General features: G+C 71.9%; 17 protein-coding genes. 11 read left to right on the forward strand and 6 right to left on the reverse strand.

All coding sequences use genetic code 11. From position 1 onward, the window contains the following. The first annotated feature begins 36 nt into the window (after nucleotides 1-36). The 8 genes from OHN19_RS39015 (at nucleotide 37) to OHN19_RS39050 (ending at nucleotide 7,945) form a co-directional block, all read left to right on the forward strand. Nucleotides 37-825, forward strand: a complete 789-nt coding sequence (locus OHN19_RS39015) for a class I SAM-dependent methyltransferase (protein WP_330268723.1) — start codon at nucleotides 37-39, stop codon at nucleotides 823-825. Nucleotides 826-1,402: 577 nt separating this feature from the next. Beyond that, nucleotides 1,403-2,515, forward strand: a complete 1,113-nt coding sequence (locus OHN19_RS39020) for a Gfo/Idh/MocA family oxidoreductase (protein ID WP_330268724.1) — start codon at nucleotides 1,403-1,405, stop codon at nucleotides 2,513-2,515. Next, nucleotides 2,512-3,438 (forward strand): PmoA family protein, encoded by a 927-nt coding sequence (locus OHN19_RS39025; RefSeq protein ID WP_330268725.1) that lies wholly within the window; start codon nucleotides 2,512-2,514, stop codon nucleotides 3,436-3,438. The genes OHN19_RS39020 and OHN19_RS39025 overlap by 4 nt, the downstream gene beginning before the upstream one ends. After that, a complete protein-coding gene (locus OHN19_RS39030) occupies nucleotides 3,432-4,205 on the forward strand; it encodes a cupin (RefSeq protein ID WP_330268726.1) in 774 nt (257 codons plus the stop codon). The genes OHN19_RS39025 and OHN19_RS39030 overlap by 7 nt, the downstream gene beginning before the upstream one ends. 71 nt (nucleotides 4,206-4,276) lie before the next feature. Continuing rightward, nucleotides 4,277-5,560, forward strand: coding sequence for an ABC transporter substrate-binding protein (locus tag OHN19_RS39035; protein ID WP_330268727.1), 1,284 nt, complete (start codon nucleotides 4,277-4,279; stop codon nucleotides 5,558-5,560). Next, nucleotides 5,557-6,495, forward strand: coding sequence for a sugar ABC transporter permease (locus OHN19_RS39040; protein WP_330268728.1), 939 nt, complete (start codon nucleotides 5,557-5,559; stop codon nucleotides 6,493-6,495). The genes OHN19_RS39035 and OHN19_RS39040 overlap by 4 nt, the downstream gene beginning before the upstream one ends. After that, complete coding sequence (locus OHN19_RS39045) at nucleotides 6,492-7,352, forward strand: carbohydrate ABC transporter permease (protein ID WP_330268729.1); 861 nt, start codon at nucleotides 6,492-6,494, stop codon at nucleotides 7,350-7,352. Before OHN19_RS39040 ends, OHN19_RS39045 begins: the two co-directional genes overlap by 4 nt. Further along, on the forward strand, nucleotides 7,349-7,945 hold the full coding sequence (locus OHN19_RS39050) for a hypothetical protein (RefSeq protein ID WP_330268730.1): 597 nt from the start codon (nucleotides 7,349-7,351) through the stop codon (nucleotides 7,943-7,945). The genes OHN19_RS39045 and OHN19_RS39050 overlap by 4 nt, the downstream gene beginning before the upstream one ends. A 125-nt stretch (nucleotides 7,946-8,070) precedes the next feature. Here the strand turns inward: OHN19_RS39050 and OHN19_RS39055 are convergent, their stop codons facing one another. Continuing rightward, the gene (locus tag OHN19_RS39055; protein ID WP_330268731.1) at nucleotides 8,071-10,332 is read right to left on the reverse strand and encodes a heavy metal translocating P-type ATPase; all 2,262 of its coding nucleotides are present in this window, start codon (nucleotides 10,330-10,332) and stop codon (nucleotides 8,071-8,073) included. 160 nt (nucleotides 10,333-10,492) lie between these two features. On the opposite strand from OHN19_RS39055, the gene OHN19_RS39060 reads away from it, so the two are divergent. Next, complete coding sequence (locus OHN19_RS39060; protein WP_330268732.1) at nucleotides 10,493-11,485, forward strand: hypothetical protein; 993 nt, start codon at nucleotides 10,493-10,495, stop codon at nucleotides 11,483-11,485. Between the two features lie 310 nt (nucleotides 11,486-11,795). Here OHN19_RS39060 and OHN19_RS39065 read toward each other — a convergent pair whose 3' ends face one another. The 3 genes from OHN19_RS39065 to OHN19_RS39075 all read right to left on the reverse strand — a co-directional run bounded on the left by OHN19_RS39065 (nucleotide 11,796) and on the right by OHN19_RS39075 (nucleotide 15,420). Continuing rightward, nucleotides 11,796-12,671: a PhzF family phenazine biosynthesis isomerase gene (locus OHN19_RS39065; protein ID WP_330268733.1), complete on the reverse strand. Its 876-nt coding sequence runs from the start codon at nucleotides 12,669-12,671 to the stop codon at nucleotides 11,796-11,798. 65 nt (nucleotides 12,672-12,736) lie between these two features. After that, nucleotides 12,737-14,557, reverse strand: a complete 1,821-nt coding sequence (locus OHN19_RS39070; RefSeq protein ID WP_330268734.1) for a glycoside hydrolase family 15 protein — start codon at nucleotides 14,555-14,557, stop codon at nucleotides 12,737-12,739. A gap of 83 nt (nucleotides 14,558-14,640) precedes the next feature. Continuing rightward, entirely contained in the window at nucleotides 14,641-15,420 is a 780-nt protein-coding gene (locus tag OHN19_RS39075) for a DeoR/GlpR family DNA-binding transcription regulator (RefSeq protein WP_330268735.1), read from the reverse strand. Nucleotides 15,421-15,543: 123 nt separating this feature from the next. On the opposite strand from OHN19_RS39075, the gene OHN19_RS39080 reads away from it, so the two are divergent. After that, complete coding sequence (locus OHN19_RS39080; RefSeq protein ID WP_330268736.1) at nucleotides 15,544-16,428, forward strand: SIS domain-containing protein; 885 nt, start codon at nucleotides 15,544-15,546, stop codon at nucleotides 16,426-16,428. 8 nt (nucleotides 16,429-16,436) lie between these two features. Continuing rightward, nucleotides 16,437-17,288, forward strand: a complete 852-nt coding sequence (locus tag OHN19_RS39085; RefSeq protein WP_330268737.1) for a class II fructose-bisphosphate aldolase — start codon at nucleotides 16,437-16,439, stop codon at nucleotides 17,286-17,288. Here OHN19_RS39085 and OHN19_RS39090 read toward each other — a convergent pair. Further along, complete coding sequence (locus OHN19_RS39090) at nucleotides 17,266-18,027, reverse strand: class I SAM-dependent methyltransferase (protein WP_330268738.1); 762 nt, start codon at nucleotides 18,025-18,027, stop codon at nucleotides 17,266-17,268. The genes OHN19_RS39085 and OHN19_RS39090 overlap by 23 nt on opposite strands. Next, the gene (locus OHN19_RS39095; protein WP_330269810.1) at nucleotides 18,020-19,162 is read right to left on the reverse strand and encodes a methyltransferase; all 1,143 of its coding nucleotides are present in this window, start codon (nucleotides 19,160-19,162) and stop codon (nucleotides 18,020-18,022) included. Before OHN19_RS39095 ends, OHN19_RS39090 begins: the two co-directional genes overlap by 8 nt. Nucleotides 19,163-19,189 lie beyond the last annotated feature (27 nt).

Here is a 19,189-nt window from a genome sequence, read left to right on the forward strand (position 1 = left end):
TGGCAGCACAGCTTCTTCCTGACGAAAGGCGTCGGCATGCCCGCCAAGAACCTCACCGCCAACCGTGCCGCACTCGGGCACCGGGTCGGCTACGCCCTGCGCCACCCCGACCGGGTGCCGCGTCATCTGGCGCGGGCCGCCCGGGACCTGTGGCTCAGCCGTCGCCACCCGGACCACATCGCCTACTACCGCGCCGTGATGCGCTCCGACACCCGCACCGACCCGGACGCGGCCGTGGGCAGTCGCAACCGGGAGCGCTGGCTGGCGCTCGGGGCGATGCAGTTCGACTACCTGCTCGGCCACGGCCTGCGGCCCGAGCACCGCATGCTGGAGATCGGCTGCGGCAACCTGCGCGGCGGCTGGCGCTTCATCCGCCATCTGGAGCCCGGCCACTACTACGGCATCGACATCTCGCCGGACATCCTCTTCGCGGCGCAGGACACGGTCGTCGCGATGGACCTCCAGAAGCGACTGCCGACCCTGACCCCGGTCCGCGATCTGACCCTCGGCTTCCTCCCGGAGTCCCACTTCGACGTCGTGCACGCGCACAGCGTCTTCTCGCACTCGCCGCTGCCGGTGATCGAGGAGTGCCTGGCGCATGTCGGCCGGGTCCTCGCTCCGGGCGGCTGGTTCGACTTCACGTTCGACCGCACGGAGGGCGAGGAGCACCACGTACTCCGGGAGGACTTCTACTACCGCGTGGAGACACTCGTCACCCTGGCCGAGAAACACGGCCTGCGGGCCCGCTTCATGACCGACTGGGAGAAGCTCCCGCACGGCCAGTCCAAGCTCAGGCTGACCCACGCCGAGCCCCAGCGGACGTGACTGGCCTTAGCCACCGGCCGGGGCCGAAACATGGCCCGGCGTACGTTGTTCGGTCGCCCCACGCCGGCTGGCGCCCCGGCCCTTGGTCCGCGCGCGGCCCGGGTGCCGTCTTGGGTCCGCAAGTGGGCCGCGCGCCGTGTCGTGGTCGGCCCGTCAGCGCGATCAGCACTGTCCGGCGGTCGGCGAGTAAGCCGGGTGCCCTCCGGCATCCCGCACGCCGACGAGACCAGTGCCATCCCGCGGTCCACGCGTCCGGGCGCCGTCCCGGACTCCGCCCGCGGGCCGGACCAGCCCCGCCCCGCTCCGTCCCCCGGCAACTCGGCCAGGCGCCCCCCGCCCCCGCTCCGTCCCCCCCCACAACTCGGCCGAGCGCCCGCTCCCGCCCCGCCCCCTCGGTCACCCCACCCCCAGCCGCCCCCCTTTGCATGTGTCACGCAAACAAAACCCCCGCCCCCCTCCTCAATAACCACCCCCGGGGTCTTGTTCGGACAATCTCCGGGGATCTAGGGTCACTCCGGGGAGCAAGCGCTTTCCCCGCACGTCAGCGTCCCGTCACCGGACGCCCGAGGAGGACCGCATGTCCCGTCCAGCCCGTCGCCGAGTCGCAGTGGTCGGCACCGGCGCCATCGTCAGCGGCAGCCACCTGTCCGCGCTCAGGGCCCACGCCGAGCGGGTGGAACTGGTCGCCGCCGTCGACGTGGACCAGGGCAGACTCGACGCCTTCCGCGAGCTCGCGGGCGACGAGGTCGCCGGGTTCACCTCGGTCGACGAGATGCTGGACGCCGTACGACCCGACCTGGTCCTCATCGGCACCCCGCCCTCGCTGCACCGCGAGCAGACCGTGGCCGCACTCAAGACCGGCGCCTGGGTGCTGTGCGAGAAGCCGCTGACGCTGTCGCTCGCCGAGTACGACGAGATCGCCGCCGCCGAGGAGGCCTCCGGGGCCTACGCCTCCGTGATCTTCCAGCACCGCTACGGATCCGGCGCCGTCCACGCACGCGAACTCATCACGAGCGGTGAGCTGGGCGCCCCCCGGGTCGCCCACTGCCAGACCACCTGGCACCGCGACGCCGCCTACTACGCCGTACCGTGGCGCGGCACCTGGGCCGGCGAGGGCGGCGGTCCGACCATGGGCCACGGCATCCACCAGTACGACCTCCTCCTGCACCTGCTCGGCCCCTGGGCGGAGATCCGCGCCATGGCCGCCCGGCTGGTCCACGACACCGAGAGCGAGGACGTCTCCACCGCCCTCGTCCGGTTCGAGAACGGCGCCCTCGCCACCGTCGTCAACAGCGTGCTGTCACCCGACGAGGTGAGCCGCATCCGCATCGACTGCGCCGACGCGACCGTCGAGCTCACCCACCTCTACGGCCACCGCAACGAGGACTGGACCTACACGCCCGCCCCGCACGTCGCCTCCGAACGGGCCGACGCCTGGCGCACCCCCACCGCCGACGTGCCCAGCTCGCACGCCGCCCAGCTCGGCACGCTCCTCGACGCGTACGACAACGGTGTCAGGCCTCCCGGCAGCGGCGCCGACGCGCGTGCCACCCTCGAGTTCGCCGCCGCGCTCTACAAGTCGGCGTTCACGGGGCACCCCGTGCTCGCGGGTGAGATCGCGCCCGGCGACCCCTTCTACCCGGCCATGCACGGCGACCACCCCCACTGGGCCCCCAAGGAGCGCGTATGAGCATCCGCGTCAGCCACGTCCACGGCGAGCACATCGCCGTCGAGGCGGCGAACGGCACGGAGATCCTCCGCTACGTCTACCGACCCGACCCCGAAGCCTTCGAGGCCCAGAAGCCCTACGCCCACCCCGTACGCACCCTCGACGGCCGCACGGTGACCGGCTACCGGCCCAACGACCACCGCTGGCACAAGGGCCTGCAGATGACGGCGAGCCATCTGTCCGGGCAGAACTTCTGGGGCGGCAACTGCTACGTCCACGGGCAGGGCTATCTGCCGCTGCCCGAGCGCGTCGGCTCGATGCGGCACGACGGCTTCACCGCGTTCACGGCCGCCGCGGACCGGCTGGACGTCACCGAGGCCCTGACCTGGGTGGAGAACGGCGGCGAGGAGTGGGCCCGGGAGGAGCGGGGCCTGGCCGTCCACTCGGTCGACGAGGCCACCGGCTCCTGGGCGCTGGACTGGTCGATCCGGCTCACCAACCTGCGTGCCGAGCCCCTCGCCTTCGGCTCCCCGACCACCGCGGGCCGGGAGATGGCCGGCTACACCGGACTCCAGTGGCGCGGCCCCCGCGACTTCACCGGCGGCACGGTCTTCGCCCCCGACACGGACGCCGACGCGGACAAGCTGATGGGCACCCAGGGCCCCTGGCTCGCCTTCACCACCGAGCACGACGACGTGGACGCCCACTCCACGCTCGTCTTCGCGCACGCCCCCGAGAACCTCGACCCCGGGACCGCGGTCCACGAGTCGCACTGGTTCGTGCGCTCCGAGCCCTTCCCGACGGTCGCGTTCTCCTGGGCGTTCTTCGAGGAGTTCGAGCTGCCGCCGGGGGAGTCCTTCGCGTACCGCTACCGGCTGGTCGTGGCCGACGGCGCCTGGGATGCCGAACGGGTCGGTGAGCACCTGGAGGGGCTGTCGTGGTGACCGGACCCGCCGACGTGCCCAAGCCGGAGCTTCCCCACCCGCTGCCCGGTGCCGTCGGTCTGTCGCACCTCAGCGCCTACGACTGGGAGGCCGCCGACGGCGTCTGCGGCGGCAGCCCGCATCTGCACCTGGTGTGCACGGAGGCGTACGTCGTCACGGGCGGCCGGGGCGCGGTGCAGACGCTGAGCCCCGACGGCTACCGGGAGATCCCCCTGGAGCCGGGGGCGATCGCCTGGTTCACGCCCGGCACCGTGCACCGCATGGTCCAGGGCGGCGATCTGCGCATCACCGTGCTGATGCAGAACAGCGGCCTGCCCGAGGCCGGGGACGCCGTCTTCACCTTCCCGCCGGAGGTCCTCGCCGACCCCGCGCGGTACGCCGCGGCGGCCCAACTCCCGCCCGGGACCGGGCCGGAGACGGCCGACGCGGCCCGGCGCCGCAGGGACCTCGCCGTCGAGGGCTATCTCGTCCTGCGCGAGTCCCTGGCCGCCGGCGACAGCACCCCGTACCTGGAGTTCCAGCGCGCGGCCGCCCGCCTGGTGCGGGAGAAGGTGCCCACCTGGCGCGAGCTGTGGCAGACGGGGGCACTGGCCACCGCCGAGCGCACCGGCGCCCAGCTGGACGCGCTCGCCTCCGGTGAGCCGTCGTACCTCGGGGAGGCGACCGCTCACGAGGCCGCCCCGACCCGCCTCGGCGGCTTCGGCATGTGCGGCAGACGCGACGAGTACAACCTGCCGGGGACGACACTGCCGTACCGCGGCGAGTAACACCCGTTGTCCCGGGGGGAGTTCCGAGGGGGGCCGTAGAAAGTCCGAGGAAGGGATGAGGTGACCTCGGCATGCCCGGAAACAGGACAAAGGGGTTCTGCGCTTCGGCCGTCGCACTCGCGCTCTGCGCGCTGGCGGCCGCTTGCGGGGGATCCGGGGAAACGGTCGGCGGCGGCAAGGTCGTGCTGCGCTACACGTGGTGGGGCAACCCCGACCGCGCGGAACGCACCGAGCAGGCCGTCGCACTGTTCGAGAAACGGCACCCGGACATCCAGGTGCGGACGTCGTTCTCGGGTTACGACGCGTACAAGCAGAAGCTCGCCGTCCAGGCCACCGGCGGCGACGCACCCGACGTGATGCAGCTCGACTACCGGCAGATCGACCAATACGCCTCCGGTGGCGTCCTGTTGGACCTGGCGAAGCAGAAGTCCGTACTGCGCACCTCCGAGATCGACCCCGGACTGCTCGCCACCGGCCGCGTGGACGACACCCAGTACGCGATACCGCAGGGCCGGGGCACCGAGACCGTCGTCCACGACGTCAGGACCTGGAAGGAGTCGGGGGTACCGCTCCCCCGCCAGGGCTGGACCTGGTCCCAATGGGCGGCGACGGTCCGAGAGTTGGCGAAGAAGGCCGGCAAGCCCGGCGCCACCGACCCCGGTCAGAGCGAGGACGCCTTCGAGGTCTGGTTGCGCGGCCAGGGCAAGTCGCTCTACACCGAGGCCGGCGGGCTGGGCTTCACCGCCGACGACCTGACCAAGTGGTGGACCTTCACGGACCAGTTGAGGCGCGAGGGGGCCGTCTCCCCGGCCGAACAGACCACGCAGCTCGACGGCTCCGTCGAGAACACCCCGCTGGGCCGCGGAAAGGCGGTCTCCGACTTCAACTGGGACGCTCCGTCGAGCGGTTACCTCGCCCTGATCCCCACGGGCACGGCCCTCGCGCCGATGCCCTCGGGCGCCGACGGCACTCCCGGCCAGTACTTCAAGCCCTCGATGTTCCTCGGCGTCTCCGCCCACACCGGCCACGCGAAGGAGGCGGCCCGGCTCGTCGACTTCCTCCTCAACGACCAGGACGCGGCGAGGATCCTCGGCGCCACCCGCGGCATCCCCGTCAACGAGACCATCCGCGAGAGGACCGCACCGCTCCTGAAGGACTTCGACAAGACGGTCGCCGACTACCAGGCCTCCCTGGAAGGCAAGTTGAAGGATCCCCCGCAAGCCCCGCCCTCCGGCGACAACGCCCTGCAGAGCACCTTCCAGCGCGACTACGACCAGGTCTCCTACGAGCGCATGTCGCCCCGCGAGGCGGCCGAGAACTACATCACCGAGGCGAAGGCGGAGCTGAGGTCATGACCACCACCACCGCGATCCCCACGGCCCGGCAGCGCGCCGCCACCCCCGCCGAGCGCCGCCCCAAGCGTGAACGCGAGGGCCCCGCCTGGGTGTTCCTGTCCCCGTGGGTCCTCGGCGCGACCGTCCTCACCCTGCTGCCGATGGCCGTCTCGCTGTACCTGTCCTTCACCGACTACAACCTCTTCGACCCACCGCACTGGATCGGCCTGCGCAACTACACGCAGATGTTCACGGAGGACCCGCGGTACTGGCGCTCGGTCGTCACGACCCTGACGTACGTCGTCATAGCCGTGCCCCTCCAACTCGCCCTCGCGCTGGTCGTCGCGCTCGCCCTGAAGTCCATGAAACGCGGCAAGGCCTTCTACCGGTCCGCCTTCTACGCCCCCTCGCTGCTCGGCGCCTCCATGTCCATCGCCCTGGTCTGGCGGGCCCTCTTCAACGACGGCGGCACGGTGGACAACCTGTTCGGCACCGGCGGCTGGGTCAACAGGCCAGGCTGGGCGCTGCTGGCCGTCGCACTGCTGACGGTATGGCAGTTCGGGGCGCCGATGGTGATCTTCCTCGCCGGGCTCCAGCAGATCCCGGCCGAGCTGTACGAGGCGGCGGCCGTGGACGGGGCCGGCCGGTGGCGGCAGTTCCTGTCGGTCACCGTGCCCATGCTGTCCCCGGTGCTCTTCTTCAACCTGGTCCTCCAGACCATCCAGGCCTTCCAGGTCTTCACACCCGCCTTCGCGGTGAGCGCCGGCAAGGGCGGCCCCGCCGACTCCACCCTCGTGTACACGATGTACCTCTACGACCGGGGCTTCGTCGCCTCCCACATGGGTTACGCCTCCGCCATGGCCTGGGTGCTGCTCCTCGTCATCGGTGTCGTCACGGCGGTGCTGTTCCGCACCTCGCGTTCCTGGGTCTTCTACGCGTCCGAGGGGGACCGATGACCACAACTGCTCTGGGACGTAAGCCCGTTCGCTGGAGCCGAGTCGCTCTGCACCTCGGCTGTCTGGCCGCCCTGCTCGTGATGCTGTACCCGCTGGCCTGGCTGCTGGCCACCTCGCTCAAGCCCGCCGACGAGGTGATCGCCAGTCTCGACCTCCTGCCGAGCCACCTGGAGTGGTCCAACTACGAGACCGCCTTCGAGGGCGTGGGCGACGTCTCCGTCTGGCGGCTGCTGTCCAACTCCCTGCTGATCGCGGGCGGCGCGGTCCTCGGCAACGTCATCAGCTGCTCGCTCGCCGCGTACGCGTTCGCGCGGCTGCGGTTCCGGTTCCGCGGTCCGATGTTCGCCTTCATGATCGCCACGATCATGCTGCCGCACCACGCGATCCTGATCCCGCAGTACATCATCTTCAACCAGCTCGGCATGGTGAACACCTACTGGCCGCTCATCCTGCCCAAGTTCCTGGCCACGGAGGCGTTCTTCGTCTTCCTCATCGTGCAGTTCATGCGCGGCCTGCCCCGTGAACTGGAGGAGGCCGCCCGCATCGACGGCTGCGGGCCCTTCCGCAGCTTCTTCCGGATCGTGCTGCCGCTGACCCGGCCCGCGCTGATCACCACGGCGATCTTCACCTTCATCTGGACCTGGAACGACTTCTTCACCCAGCTCATCTACCTCTTCGACCCCGACAAGTTCACGCTCACGCTCGCCCTCAGGTCGTTCGTGGACGCCTCCAGCCAGTCGGCGTTCGGCCCGATGTTCGCGATGTCGGTGATCGCGCTGCTGCCGATCGTGCTGTTCTTCCTCGCCTTCCAGCGCTTCCTGGTGGAAGGCATGGCCAGTTCGGGACTCAAGGGATGAGCGACATGCGCACACGTGAACCCGGAGAGGTCTTCGGCCCCCGGATGACGCTGCTCGCCGACACGCTGAGCGTCGGCCTGGCAACGGCCCTGGTGTGCCTGCCCGTTGTGACGATCCCGGCCGCCGTGTCGACCGCGTGCGCGGTCCTGCGGGGCGCGGGGGAGGGGCAACCCGCCACCGCGGGGCGGTACTTCGCGGTCCTACGACGACGGCTGCGGGCCGGCGACCTCGCCGCGGGCGCCGTGGCACTGGCCGGTGTGCTGCTGTTCCTGGTGGACCTCGCTCTGGCCGGTGCGGGGCTGCCCGGAGCACCGGTGTTCGCGGTGGTGGCAGCCGGCGTCGGCGCCGCCGCCCTGGTGGTGGGCCTGCGCGCCTGCGCCCGCCCCGAGTCACTCACCGACTGGCCGGCCGCCGTGCGCGAGGCCGCCCGGGACGCCGTACGGGACCTCGGCGGAAACGCCCTGGTGCTGCTCGCGGTGGCCACGGCGGCCCTGTGCGCCTGGATGCTGGTCCCGCTGGCGTTCCTGGTGCCGGGACCGCTGGCACTGGCGCTCACCGCCGTCCATGTCCGACAGGGCACCGCATTCGAGTGAGGTTTCGGCCGCGCCCCTGAGCGAGCCGGAGGCTCGTCCAGGGGCGCGGGGCTGTATTCATCTGCGGCTTCGCCGCGTGGGCGCGACGAGCCACGAACCACCCGCAGCCGCCCGCGACACAGCACCTACCGAGCTTCCCGGCCCACGGCATGGAAGGACCGCAGCCGCAACGAGTTCCCCACCACGAAGACCGACGAGAACGCCATCGCGGCCCCGGCCAGCATCGGATTCAGCAGCCCCGCCGCGGCCAGCGGAATCGCGGCCACGTTGTACGCGAACGCCCAGAACAGGTTGGACCGAATGGTCCCGAGGGTCCGCCGGGCGAGCCGGATCGCGTCCGCCGCAGCCCGCAGGTCGCCGCGCACGAGGGTGAGGTCGCCCGCCTCGATCGCCGCGTCCGTGCCGGTGCCCATGGCGAGGCCCAGATCGGCCTGCGCCAGTGCGGCCGCGTCATTGACCCCGTCACCCACCATCGCGACCGAACGACCCTGCTCCTGAAGCCGCTTGACGACGTCGACCTTCTCCTGAGGCAGCACCTCGGCGATCACCTGGCCGGGGTCGATACCGACCTCGCGGGCCACGGACTCGGCCACGGCCCGGTTGTCACCGGTGAGCAGGACCGGGGTGAGACCCAGCGCCCGCAGCCGGGCGATCGCCTCGCGGCTCGTGTCCTTGACCGCGTCGGCCACCTCGAGGACGGCCCGCGCCTCGCCGTCCCAGGCGACCGCGATCACCGTACGGCCGTCCGACTCCGCCGCGTCCTTCACGCGCCGGAGCTCCTCGGGCAGCGCGATCGCCCACTCCGCGAGCAACCGCTCACGTCCGACCAGCACGGCGTGTCCCTCGACGACGCCCTGCACACCGAGCCCCGGCACGTTGGCGAAGTCCTCGGGCACCGGCAGCACGCCCAGCTTCTCCAGCGCCGCGTCGGCGACCGCGCGGGCGACCGGGTGCTCCGAGGCGTGCTCCAACGCGCCCGCCAGCCGCAGGACTTCGGTCTCGTCGGTGCCGGGTGCGGTGTGGACGGCCAGCAGGGTCATCCGGCCGGTGGTGACGGTGCCGGTCTTGTCCAGGACGACGGTGTCGACGCGCCGCGTGGACTCCAGGACCTCGGGTCCCTTGATGAGGATGCCCAGTTGGGCGCCTCGGCCCGTGCCGACCAGCAGCGCGGTCGGGGTGGCGAGGCCCAGGGCGCAGGGGCAGGCGATGATCAGTACGGCGACCGCGGCGGTGAACGCGGCGGCCGTACCGGCGCCGTTGCCGAGCCAGAAGCCCAGGGTGCCGAGCGCGAGCGCGATGACGACCGGCACGAACACCGCGGAGATCCGGTCAGCGAGCCGCTGGGCGGCAGCCTTACCGTTCTGCGCGTCCTCCACCAGCCGGGCCATCCTGGCGAGTTGGGTGTCGGAGCCGACCCGGGTCGCCTCGACGACGAGCCGGCCGCCCGCGTTCAGGGTGGCGCCGGTGACGGAGTCGCCCGGGACGACCTCGACCGGCACGGACTCCCCGGTGAGCATCGAGGCGTCGACGGCGGAGGAGCCGCCCTCGACGACGGTCCCGTCAGTGGCGATCTTCTCCCCGGGACGGACGACGAAGCGGTCACCCACCTTCAACTCCGCCACTGGCACGGTCTGTTCGTGCCCGTCCGCGCGCAGCACGGTGACGTCCTTGGCGCCCAGCTCCAGCAGTGCCTTGAGCGCGGCTCCCGCCCTGCGCTTGGAGCGGGCCTCGAAGTACCGACCGGCCAGGATGAACGCGGTGACGCCGGCCGCGGCCTCCAGATAGAGGTTCCCGGTGCCGTCGCCGCGGGCGATCGTCAGCTCGAAGGGGTGCTTCATGCCCGGGGCGCCCGCGGTGCCGAGGAACAGGGCCCACAGCGACCATCCGAAGGCGGCCGTCGTACCGACCGAGATCAGGGTGTCCATGGTGGCCGCGCCATGCCGGGCGTTGGTGAACGCGGCCTTGTGGAAGGGCCATCCGGCGTACGTCACCACGGGCGCGGCGAGGGTCAGCGACAGCCACTGCCAGTACTCGAACTGAAGGGCCGGGATCATCGCCATCGCGACGACCGGGACGGCGAGGACTACGGCGGTGACCAGCCGCTCGCGCAGGGACCGCAGCTCGTCGGGCTCCTCCTCGTCGGGGGCGTCGGGCTCCGGCGGTGCCGGTTCGCGGGCCGTGTACCCGGTCTTCTCGACGGTCGCGATGAGGTCCTGGACCGAGACCCCGCCCTCGTAGGTGACCTTGGCCTTCTCGGTGGCGTAGTTGACGGTGGCGGTGACCCCGTCCATCCGGTTGAGCTTCTTCTCGATACGGGCCGCGCACGAGGCACAGGTCATGCCGCCGATGGCGAGTTCGGTCGCGGCGACTGCGGTGGTGGTGGTCATCACTGCTCCTCGTGGATACCGGGCAGGGGTATGCTTGGTTGCGTCTCCTGTATACCCCGGGTGGGTATCCGGGGCAAGTCGCGGCGACCGGTTGACTTGATACCCCCCAGGGGTATCGTGAGGTGCATCGGGAAGCCAGATCGAGCCGGAGGAGCCGACCATGCACGCTGGACTGAGGATCACCGCATACGCCGCCGCGCTGGCCGCGACCTTCGGTACCGCCTACGGCGTGGGCCAGGGCATCGGCCCCGTCGTGGACGACGCGGCACCCGTCCGTCATGACGCACACCCGGGTGACGGCGACCCGGAGCGCGCACCGGATTCGGGGGGCGCCGGGCACTCGGGGCACGCCGGGGACTCCGGGCAGGAATCGCCCCCGGCCGGCGGGCTGCAGATCTCCGAGGGCGGCTACACCCTCGACCTCGGAACCCCTCGCCTGGCGGCCGGACGCACCACGGACCTCCGCTTCACGATCCGGGGCGGCGACGGCCGCGCGGTCACCGCCTTCCGTACGGAGCACGACAAGGAGCTCCACCTCATCGTCGCCTCACGCGACCTGAACACCTACCGTCATCTGCACCCCACCCGGGCCGCCGACGGCACCTGGAGCATCCCCGTGGCACTGCCCCGCGCGGGCGGCTACCGGGTCTTCGCCGACTTCACCCCCGAGAAGAAGGGCGCCGAGAACCTCACGCTGGGCGCCGACCTGGCGGTCTCCGGCGCCTACGACCCGCAGCCCGTCCCCGCGCCGAGCACCACCGCCGAGACCGACGGCTACGAGGTGAAGCTCGGCGGAGCGCTGCGCCCCGGCACGGCCCGCGCACTGAAACTGACGGTCTCCCGCGACGGCAGGCCCGTCACCGACCTCCAGCCCTACCTCGGCGCCTACGGCCATCTGGTCGCCCTGCGCTCCGGCGACCTCGCCTACCTGCACGTCCACCCGAACGGCGAGCCCGGCGACGGCACGACCCGGCCCGGCCCGACCGTCACCTTCACAGCCACGGCGCCCAGCGCCGGCACCTACCGGCTCTTCCTGGACTTCAAGCACGAGGGCAAGGTACACACGGCCGCGTTCACGGTCAGGGCCGGAGGCGGGGCAGGCGGGACCGCCGAAGAGACTCCCCACGAGTCCTCCGACGCGCACGGCCACTGACGGTGGGCACGGTGAGGGACAGCGGGCACGGCGAGGGACGGGCGGGCCCGGCGATGGACAGTGGCCGCGGGCCCGGCGATGGACCGCGAGCGCGACCGCTGACCTCAGCCTATGCGGGCCCCGCGCCGGCTGAGGTGACATGGGCGGAGGCGCCCCACGGGTCCCCCGGCGAGCGCGGCAAACCCCGGTGGCGCGCGGCCGCCGACCTCAGCCCAAGCCTGCCCCCGCGCCGACTGAGGCGACCTCGGCGATGGCGCCTCACGAGACCCCCGGCGAGCACGGCCCTCGGTCGCGCGTACGGCCGCCGACCTCAGCCGATGCGTGCCCCCGCCCCGCTCACCCGAACCCGCCGGTCGCCCGCGTGCAGGGTCACCGTGAGTTCGCCGGGGCGGCCCAGGTCCTCGCCCTGGTGCAACGTGAGGACGGAGTCCTCGGGGGTCAGGCCCAGCTCACGGGCGTAGGCGCCGAACGCGGCGGCCGCGGCGCCCGTCGCCGGGTCCTCGACGACACCGCCGACGGGGAACGGGTCCCGGACGTGGAAGACGTCGGCCGACTCCCGCCACACCAGCTGGACCGTGGTCAGGTCCAGCCGGTGCATCAGGGCTTCCAGGCGGGCGAAGTCGTACGCCAGCTCAGCGAGCCGAGCCCGAGTCGCCGCCGCCAGTACGAGATGACGGGCGCCGGCGAACGCGATCCGGGGCGGGAACGCCGGGTCGAGATCGGTGGCCGACCAGTCGAGCGCGTCCAGTGCCTCGGCGAGGTCGGCATCGGCGACCTCCTCGACGTGCGGTTCGACACTGGTGAGCGTCGCCCGGACCGTCCCGTCCTCCTCGGCCACCGCCACCGGCACGGTCCCGGCGGGCGTCGCGAACACCAGCTCCCCGGGCCCGATCCGCTCGGCGAGGGCGACCGCGGCGGCGACGGTCGCGTGGCCGCAGAACGGCACCTCGGCCTTCGGGCTGAAGTACCGGATGGTGAACACCCGTCCCTCCGGTCCCTCGAGCCCCTCCGGCGGCGCGGTCAGGAACGCGGACTCCGAGTAACCGAGTTCTGCCGCGACGGCCAGCATGCCCTCGTCGTCCATGCCGGTGGCGTCTAGGACGACCCCCGCGGGGTTTCCGCCCTTCGGGCTGTTGGAGAAGGCGGTGTATCGCAGGACCTCGGGGCGCGGCGCGTTCGTCGTCATGCTGACGGCAACAGGGGACGGCGCCACGCCTATTCCGGCCGGGTGCTCAGCTTCCGGCCCGGTGCTCAGCCCAGCGCCCGGTCCAGGTTGAAGGCCGCGCTGATCAGGGCGAGATGCGTGAACGCCTGCGGGAAGTTGCCCTGCTGCTCGCCCGTGTTGCTGATCTCCTCGGCGTACAGGCCCAGATGGTTGGCGTAGGTGAGCATCTTCTCGAAGGCCAGCCGGGCCTCGTCGATCCGCCCGGCGTGCACCATGGCCTCGACGTACCAGAACGAGCAGATCGAGAACGTGCCCTCGTCGCCGCGCAGTCCGTCGGGGCTCGCCATCGGGTCGTAGCGGTAGACGAGCGAGTCCGACACCAGCTCCTCGGTCAGCGCGTCCAGGGTGGAGAGCCACTTGGGGTCGGTCGGCGCGATGAACTTGGTCAGCGGCATCATCAGGACGGCCGCGTCGAGCACATCGCCGTCCTCGTGCTGGACGAACGCCTGCCGGGTCTCGGACCAGCCGTTTTTCATGATCCGCCGGTAGATGGTGTCGCGGCACTCCCGCCAGCGGTTCAGGTCGGCCGGCAGTCCGCGCCGGTTGGCCATCCGGATCGCCCGCTCGATCGCGACCCAGCACATCAGCCGCGAGTACAGGAAGTTCTTGCGGCCGCCGCGGGTCTCCCAGATCCCCTCGTCCGGCTGGTCGCAGTGCGCGCACACCCAGTCCACCAGCGTGCACACGTCGTCCCACTGGCCGCTGGAGATCGGCTTGGCCCACTTGTCGTAGAGGTAGATCGAGTCGATCAGGGCGCCGTAGATGTCGAGTTGGAGCTGGTCCGCGGCGGCGTTCCCGACCCGGACCGGCGCCGAGCCCCGATGCCCTTCCAGATGGACGAGTTCACGCTCCGTCAGATCGGTGCGGCCGTCGATGCCGTACATGATCTGAAGGGGCCCTGAGGGACCGTGGCCCTCCGGACTGACGTGCCGGATGAGGAAGTCCATGAACTGCTCGGCCTCGCTGGTGAATCCGAGCCGCAGCAGGGCGTACACACAGAACGCGGCGTCCCGCACCCACACGTACCGGTAGTCCCAGTTGCGCTCGCCGCCGAGCTGCTCGGGCAGGCTGGTGGTCGGCGCGGCCACGATCGCGCCGGTGGGCGCGTAGGTGAGCAGCTTCAGGGTGAGGGCGGAGCGGTGCACCATCTCCCGCCAGCGGCCACGGTACTTGGAGGAGGACAGCCAGTGCCGCCAGTAGGCGACCGTGCTGTTGAACTGCTCCTCGGCCTCGGTGCGCGCGCACCGGCGCGGGGTCACCTCACCGCCGACCTGGTCCAGCGCGAACACCGCCGACTCGCCCTCGGCGAGCTTGAAGTCGGCCCGTACGTCCGGGCCTTCGGTCTCCAGCGGCACCGTCGCGGTCAGCCCGAGCGACAGCTTCGGGGACTCGAACACGGCGACGTCCCCGACCATGCGCAGGGTGTGCGGCTGGGAGCCGTAGTCGAAACGCGGCGCCACGCGCGTGCGGAACGGGATGGAGCCCCGCACGCACAGCACCCGCCGGATCAGCCGGTGCCGCTCGGTCTCCACGGTGTCCCCGTCGACCGGCATGAAGTCCTGGACCTCACCGACGCCGTCCTCGGTGTAGAAACGGGTGATCAGCACATTGGTGTCGGGGAAGTAGAACTGCTTGGTCCTGGCGGGCACGGCTGCCGCCAGCTCGAAGCGGCCCCCGCGCTCCGCGTCCAGGATCGACGCGAAGACGCTCGGCGCGTCGAAGGAGGGGCAGCAGTACCAGTCGATGGTGCCGTCGGTCCCGACCAGCGCCACACTGCGCAGGTCGCCGATCAGGCCGTGCTCGGCGATCGGCAGGTAGCCCGTGCAGTCCCCAGGTGATCCGCTCATGGCAGCCTCCTGCCGATCAGCCTAAGCAGGATCGGCCACGGGTGTCAGCGGAACGGCCGTGACTCCGCGAGGCCCCCCCTTCGTCACGCCGTGATGACCCGCACCCCCGTTTCCTCGAACCGCCCCACCGTCTCCGGTGCCGCCGCCGAGTCCGTGACCAGCGTGTCGATCTTCTCGGCGGCGCAGATCCGGGCGAACGCCCGCTGCCCCAGCTTGCTGGAGTCGGCGGCCACCACGACCCGCTCGGCGCGCTCGCACAGCAGCCGGTTGATCGCGGCCTCCGCCTCGTCGTGGGCGGCGGCGCCGTGCGTCACGTCGAGGGCGACGACGCCGAGGACCGCCACGTCGAGGGTGATCTGCCCCAGCACCCCGTCCGCGAGCGGCCCGACGAGCTCGTACGACTGCGGGCGTGCGACCCCGCCGGTCAGCACGATCTTGAACTGCGGACGCACGGCCAGCTCATTGGCGATGTTGAGCGCGTTGGTGACGATCGTCAGCGCAGGGGAACCGCTGGAGAGGTCCCCGCGGACGGCCAGCGCCCGCGCCACCTCGGTGGTGGTCGTGCCGCCGGTCAGCCCCACGGCCTCGCCGGGCGCGATCAGCTCCCCGACCGCCTTCGCGATGCGCTGCTTCTCGGAGGCGTGGCGGGCCGTCTTGTAGCGCAGCGGCAGCTCGTACGACACGCCGTGCACGACCGCCCCGCCCCGGGTGCGCACCAGCATCTGCTGCTCGGCCAGCTGGTCGAAGTCACGGCGGATCGTCGCGGCCGAGACGGCCAGCTCCGCGGCCGCCTCCTCGACGTCCAGCCGTCCCCGCTCCACGAGCAGCTCAAGCAGCGTCTTCCAGCGGGCGTCCCGCGACATCCGACCCTCCGTCCCTCGACCTCCCGGCGACCTTAGCGCACCCCTCCTGCGCTCGAATGCTTGATTGTGCTCGAAAGAGAGCTATATCTTGCAGAAACAAGCAATCAGGGGAAGGGTGGCGGCATGACGCATGTCGAGGACGAGCTGACCAGCCAGCCGGAGTGCTGGGCGCGGGCGGCGGCGGAGGCCGGTCGGCACTCGGGGGCGCTTCCGGCGCCGGGGGAGCGGGTCGCGATCGTCGGGTGCGGCACGTCGTACTTCATGGCGCAGGCGGCCGCGGTGCTCAGGGAGAGCGCGGGGCAGGGCGAGACCGACGCGTTCGCCGCGTCGGAGTTCCCGGCCGGCCGCTCGTACGACCGTGTCGTCGCCCTCACCCGCTCCGGTACGACCACCGAAGTCCTGGACCTGCTCGGCCAGTTGAAAGGCCGTACGCGCACGACCGCGCTCACGGCCGACCCCGCCACGCCCGTCATGGCCGCCGCCGACGAGGTCGTCGTCCTCGACTTCGCCGACGAACGCTCCGTCGTCCAGACGAGGTTCGCGACCACCGCCCTCACCCTGCTCCGCGCCCACCTCGGCCTGCACACCGACGCGGCGGTCGCCGACGCCCGCACCGCGCTGTCAACTCCCCTGCTCGAAGGGCTCGTCGGGTGCACGCAGTTCACCTTCCTCGGCAGCGGCTGGACGGTCGGGCTCGCCCACGAGGCCGGACTGAAGATGCGCGAGGCCGCTCTCGCCTGGACCGAGGCCTACCCGGCGATGGAGTACCGGCACGGCCCCATCAGCATCACCACGACGGGCACCGCCACCTGGATGCTCGGCGAGGCTCCCGAGGGCCTGGCGGCGCAGGTGCGGGAAACAGGCGGACTGTGGGTGCCGGGCACCCTCGACCCGCTCGCCGAACTCGTCCGCGTCCAGCGCCTCGCGGTCGCCGTCGCCGCGGCCCGCGGCCTCGACCCCGACCGGCCCCGCCACCTCACCCGCTCGGTGATCCTCGCCCGCCCCTAGGAGTCGTCGTGCCCCTGGTCACCACCGGCGAGCTCGTCACCCGGGCCGCCACCAGCCGCTCCGCCGTCGCCGCCTTCAACATCATCACCCTGGAACACGTCGAGGCCGTCATCACCGGCGCCGAGTCCCTGGAGGCGCCGGTCGTCCTCCAAGTCAGCGAGAACGCCGTCAAGTTCCGTCACGGCCGTCTCCTCCCGCTGGCCCGCGCCGCCGTCACCGCGGCCGAACGCGCCGCCGTACCCGTCGCGTTGCACCTCGACCACGTCCAGGGCGACAAGCTGCTCCGGCAGGCGGCCGACGCCGGATTCAGCTCGGTGATGTACGACGCGGCCCGGCTGCCCTACGCCGACAACCTCGCCGCGACACGGGCCGCCGCCGACTGGGCGCACTCCCAAGGCCTCTGGATCGAGGCGGAGTTGGGAGAGGTGGGCGGCAAGCACGGACAGCCGCCGCTGGACGCCCACGCCCCCGGCGCCCGTACCGACCCCGCTGAGGCCCGGGCCTTCGTCGCCGACTCCGGAGTGGACGCCCTCGCGGTGGCCGTCGGCAGCGCCCACGCGATGACCGAACGCACCGCCACCCTCGACCACGACCTCCTCAAACGCCTCGCCACCACCCTGGACGTCCCCCTCGTCCTGCACGGCTCCTCGGGGGTCCGCGACGACGAACTCACCGCGGCCGTCGCGGGCGGCATCGCCAAGGTCAACGTCGGCACCGCCCTCAACGTCGCCATGACCGGCGCCATCCGGGAGTTCCTGGCGGCTCACCCCGAGGCGGTGGACTCGCGCACGTACCTGAGTGTCGGCCGGGACGCCATGGCCGAGGCCGCCCGGCGGATCATCCGGATGCTCGGGCGGTGAGCACGGGCTGGTAGAAGCCGCTGGACGCGGGGTCGTGCCACCGGACGTCCACGAAACCGGCCCCGGTCACGAACTCCGTCAGCCGCGCACGGGTCAGGGCCCAGGAGGTCGTACGGCGGACCCGCACCGCCCAGCCCTCGTCGGCGGGCACGAGCTGGAAGTACTCCTGGTCGTAGCGCTCCCCGTCCTCGTGCCAGTGCCACAGCTGGAAGGTGATCACCCGGCCGTCGGGGCCCTCGGAGACCTGGGCGGGCGTCGCGTCGGGCCTGGTCCGGCGGATCGCGTCGTAGTCCCGCAGGGTGAGCAGCAGCAGCCCGCCGTCCCGCAGCACCCGCCGCATGCCCGCCAGTGAGGCCGCCACGTCCGGGGCGGTCAGCAGATGCGCCAGGGAGTTGTCGGCGCACACGACCACGTCGAAGACGGCGGAGGCGAAAGGCAGTTGCCGCATGTCCGCGGCCGCCGTCGGAACCAGCGCACCGCGGGCCGATGCCTCCGCGGCGGCCCGGGCGGCGGCGACGGGGCTCAGATCGCTGCCGACGACCCGGTGCCCGGCCAGCGCCAGCCCGATCGCCTGGGTCCCGATCCCGCACGAGCAGTCCAGGACCCGGTGGGGGCCGGGCCCCACCAGCGCGCCCAGCGCCGCGGCCTGCCGCGCCATGCTCGCGTCCCAGTCGGCGAAGATCCGGTGGTAGTCGGGAGCCAGCGAGTCGTAGAAGTCCCGCGTCGAGGAATCAGTCACCCGACCGTTTTACCGCCTTCAGCACCACGAACTTCGGGTCACTGGCCACCAGTTGGCTGTTTCCGAACAGCTTGCGCAGCTTCACGTGGTACCCGAGGTGCCGGTTCCCGACGACCCACAGCTCGCCGCCGGGCCGCAGCGCCCTGCGCGCCCCGGTGAACATCCGCCAGGCCGTCGCGTCGGTCGTCGCCTGGTGGGAGTGGAACGGCGGGTTGTTGAGCACGACGTCGACGCTGCCGTCTGGAACCCCGGCCAGACCGTCCCCGACGCGGAACTCGGCGTGTCCCGGTGCGCCGTTCGCCTTGTACGTCCCCTCCGCCGAGGCCACGGCCTGGAACGACTCGTCGACGAAGAGCACCTCAGCCTCGGGATCGGCCAGCGCCACCGCCGTACCGACCACTCCGTTGCCGCAGCCCAGGTCCACGATCCGCCGAGCGCCCCGGTCGGCCGGGAGATGCTGGAGGAAGAAGCGGGTGCCGATGTCCAGGCGGTCGGCGCAGAAGACGCCCGCGTGGTTGACGACGGGACGCCCGGAGACGGCCCCGATGCCGTCCGGGAGCGAGTAGCCGTACGGCCAGGGGTTGGCGGGTCGTTCCAGCGACGGCTCCGGGGTGCAGAAGATGAGCCGGGCCTTCTTCTCGGCGAGCGAGGTCCGGGTCGGCCCGAGGTTCCGCTCGAACAGCTGGAGCGTCGAGGTGTGGATCTCCTTCACCATGCCGGTACCGACCACGACCGTGCCCTCGTGGACCGCGGGCGCGAGGCGCAGCAGCTGGTCCTCCAGCAGGGCCAGGCTCTTCGGCACCCGCACCAGCAGGACGTCGATCCGGCCGGGCGGCGGGTCCTGCGTGGTGAGCAGGCGCACGGTGCCCGGCTCGACACCGGCGCGCGCGAGGTTCGCCCGGGTCGCCTCCTGACTGAGGAAGGAGTCGGTGATCTGCACCGGCCGGTGCGCCGCCAGTGCGGTGACCAGCGCGCCCCACCGGTCCCCGAGCACCACGACCGTGCCGGACAGCGCCACCTGCTCCGCGGCGAGATGCCTCAGCAGATACTCGTCGGAGGCGTCCCAGGCACGCAGCCGGTCACGCGGGTCTTCGGGAAAGCGGGTGAGCGTGAGCTCGCCCCAGGGGCTCGTCATACGGTCGTCCATCGTGCCTCCAGGCTA

Source organism: Streptomyces griseorubiginosus (genome assembly GCF_036345115.1).
Taxonomy (GTDB): Bacteria; Actinomycetota; Actinomycetes; order Streptomycetales; family Streptomycetaceae; genus Streptomyces; species Streptomyces griseorubiginosus_C.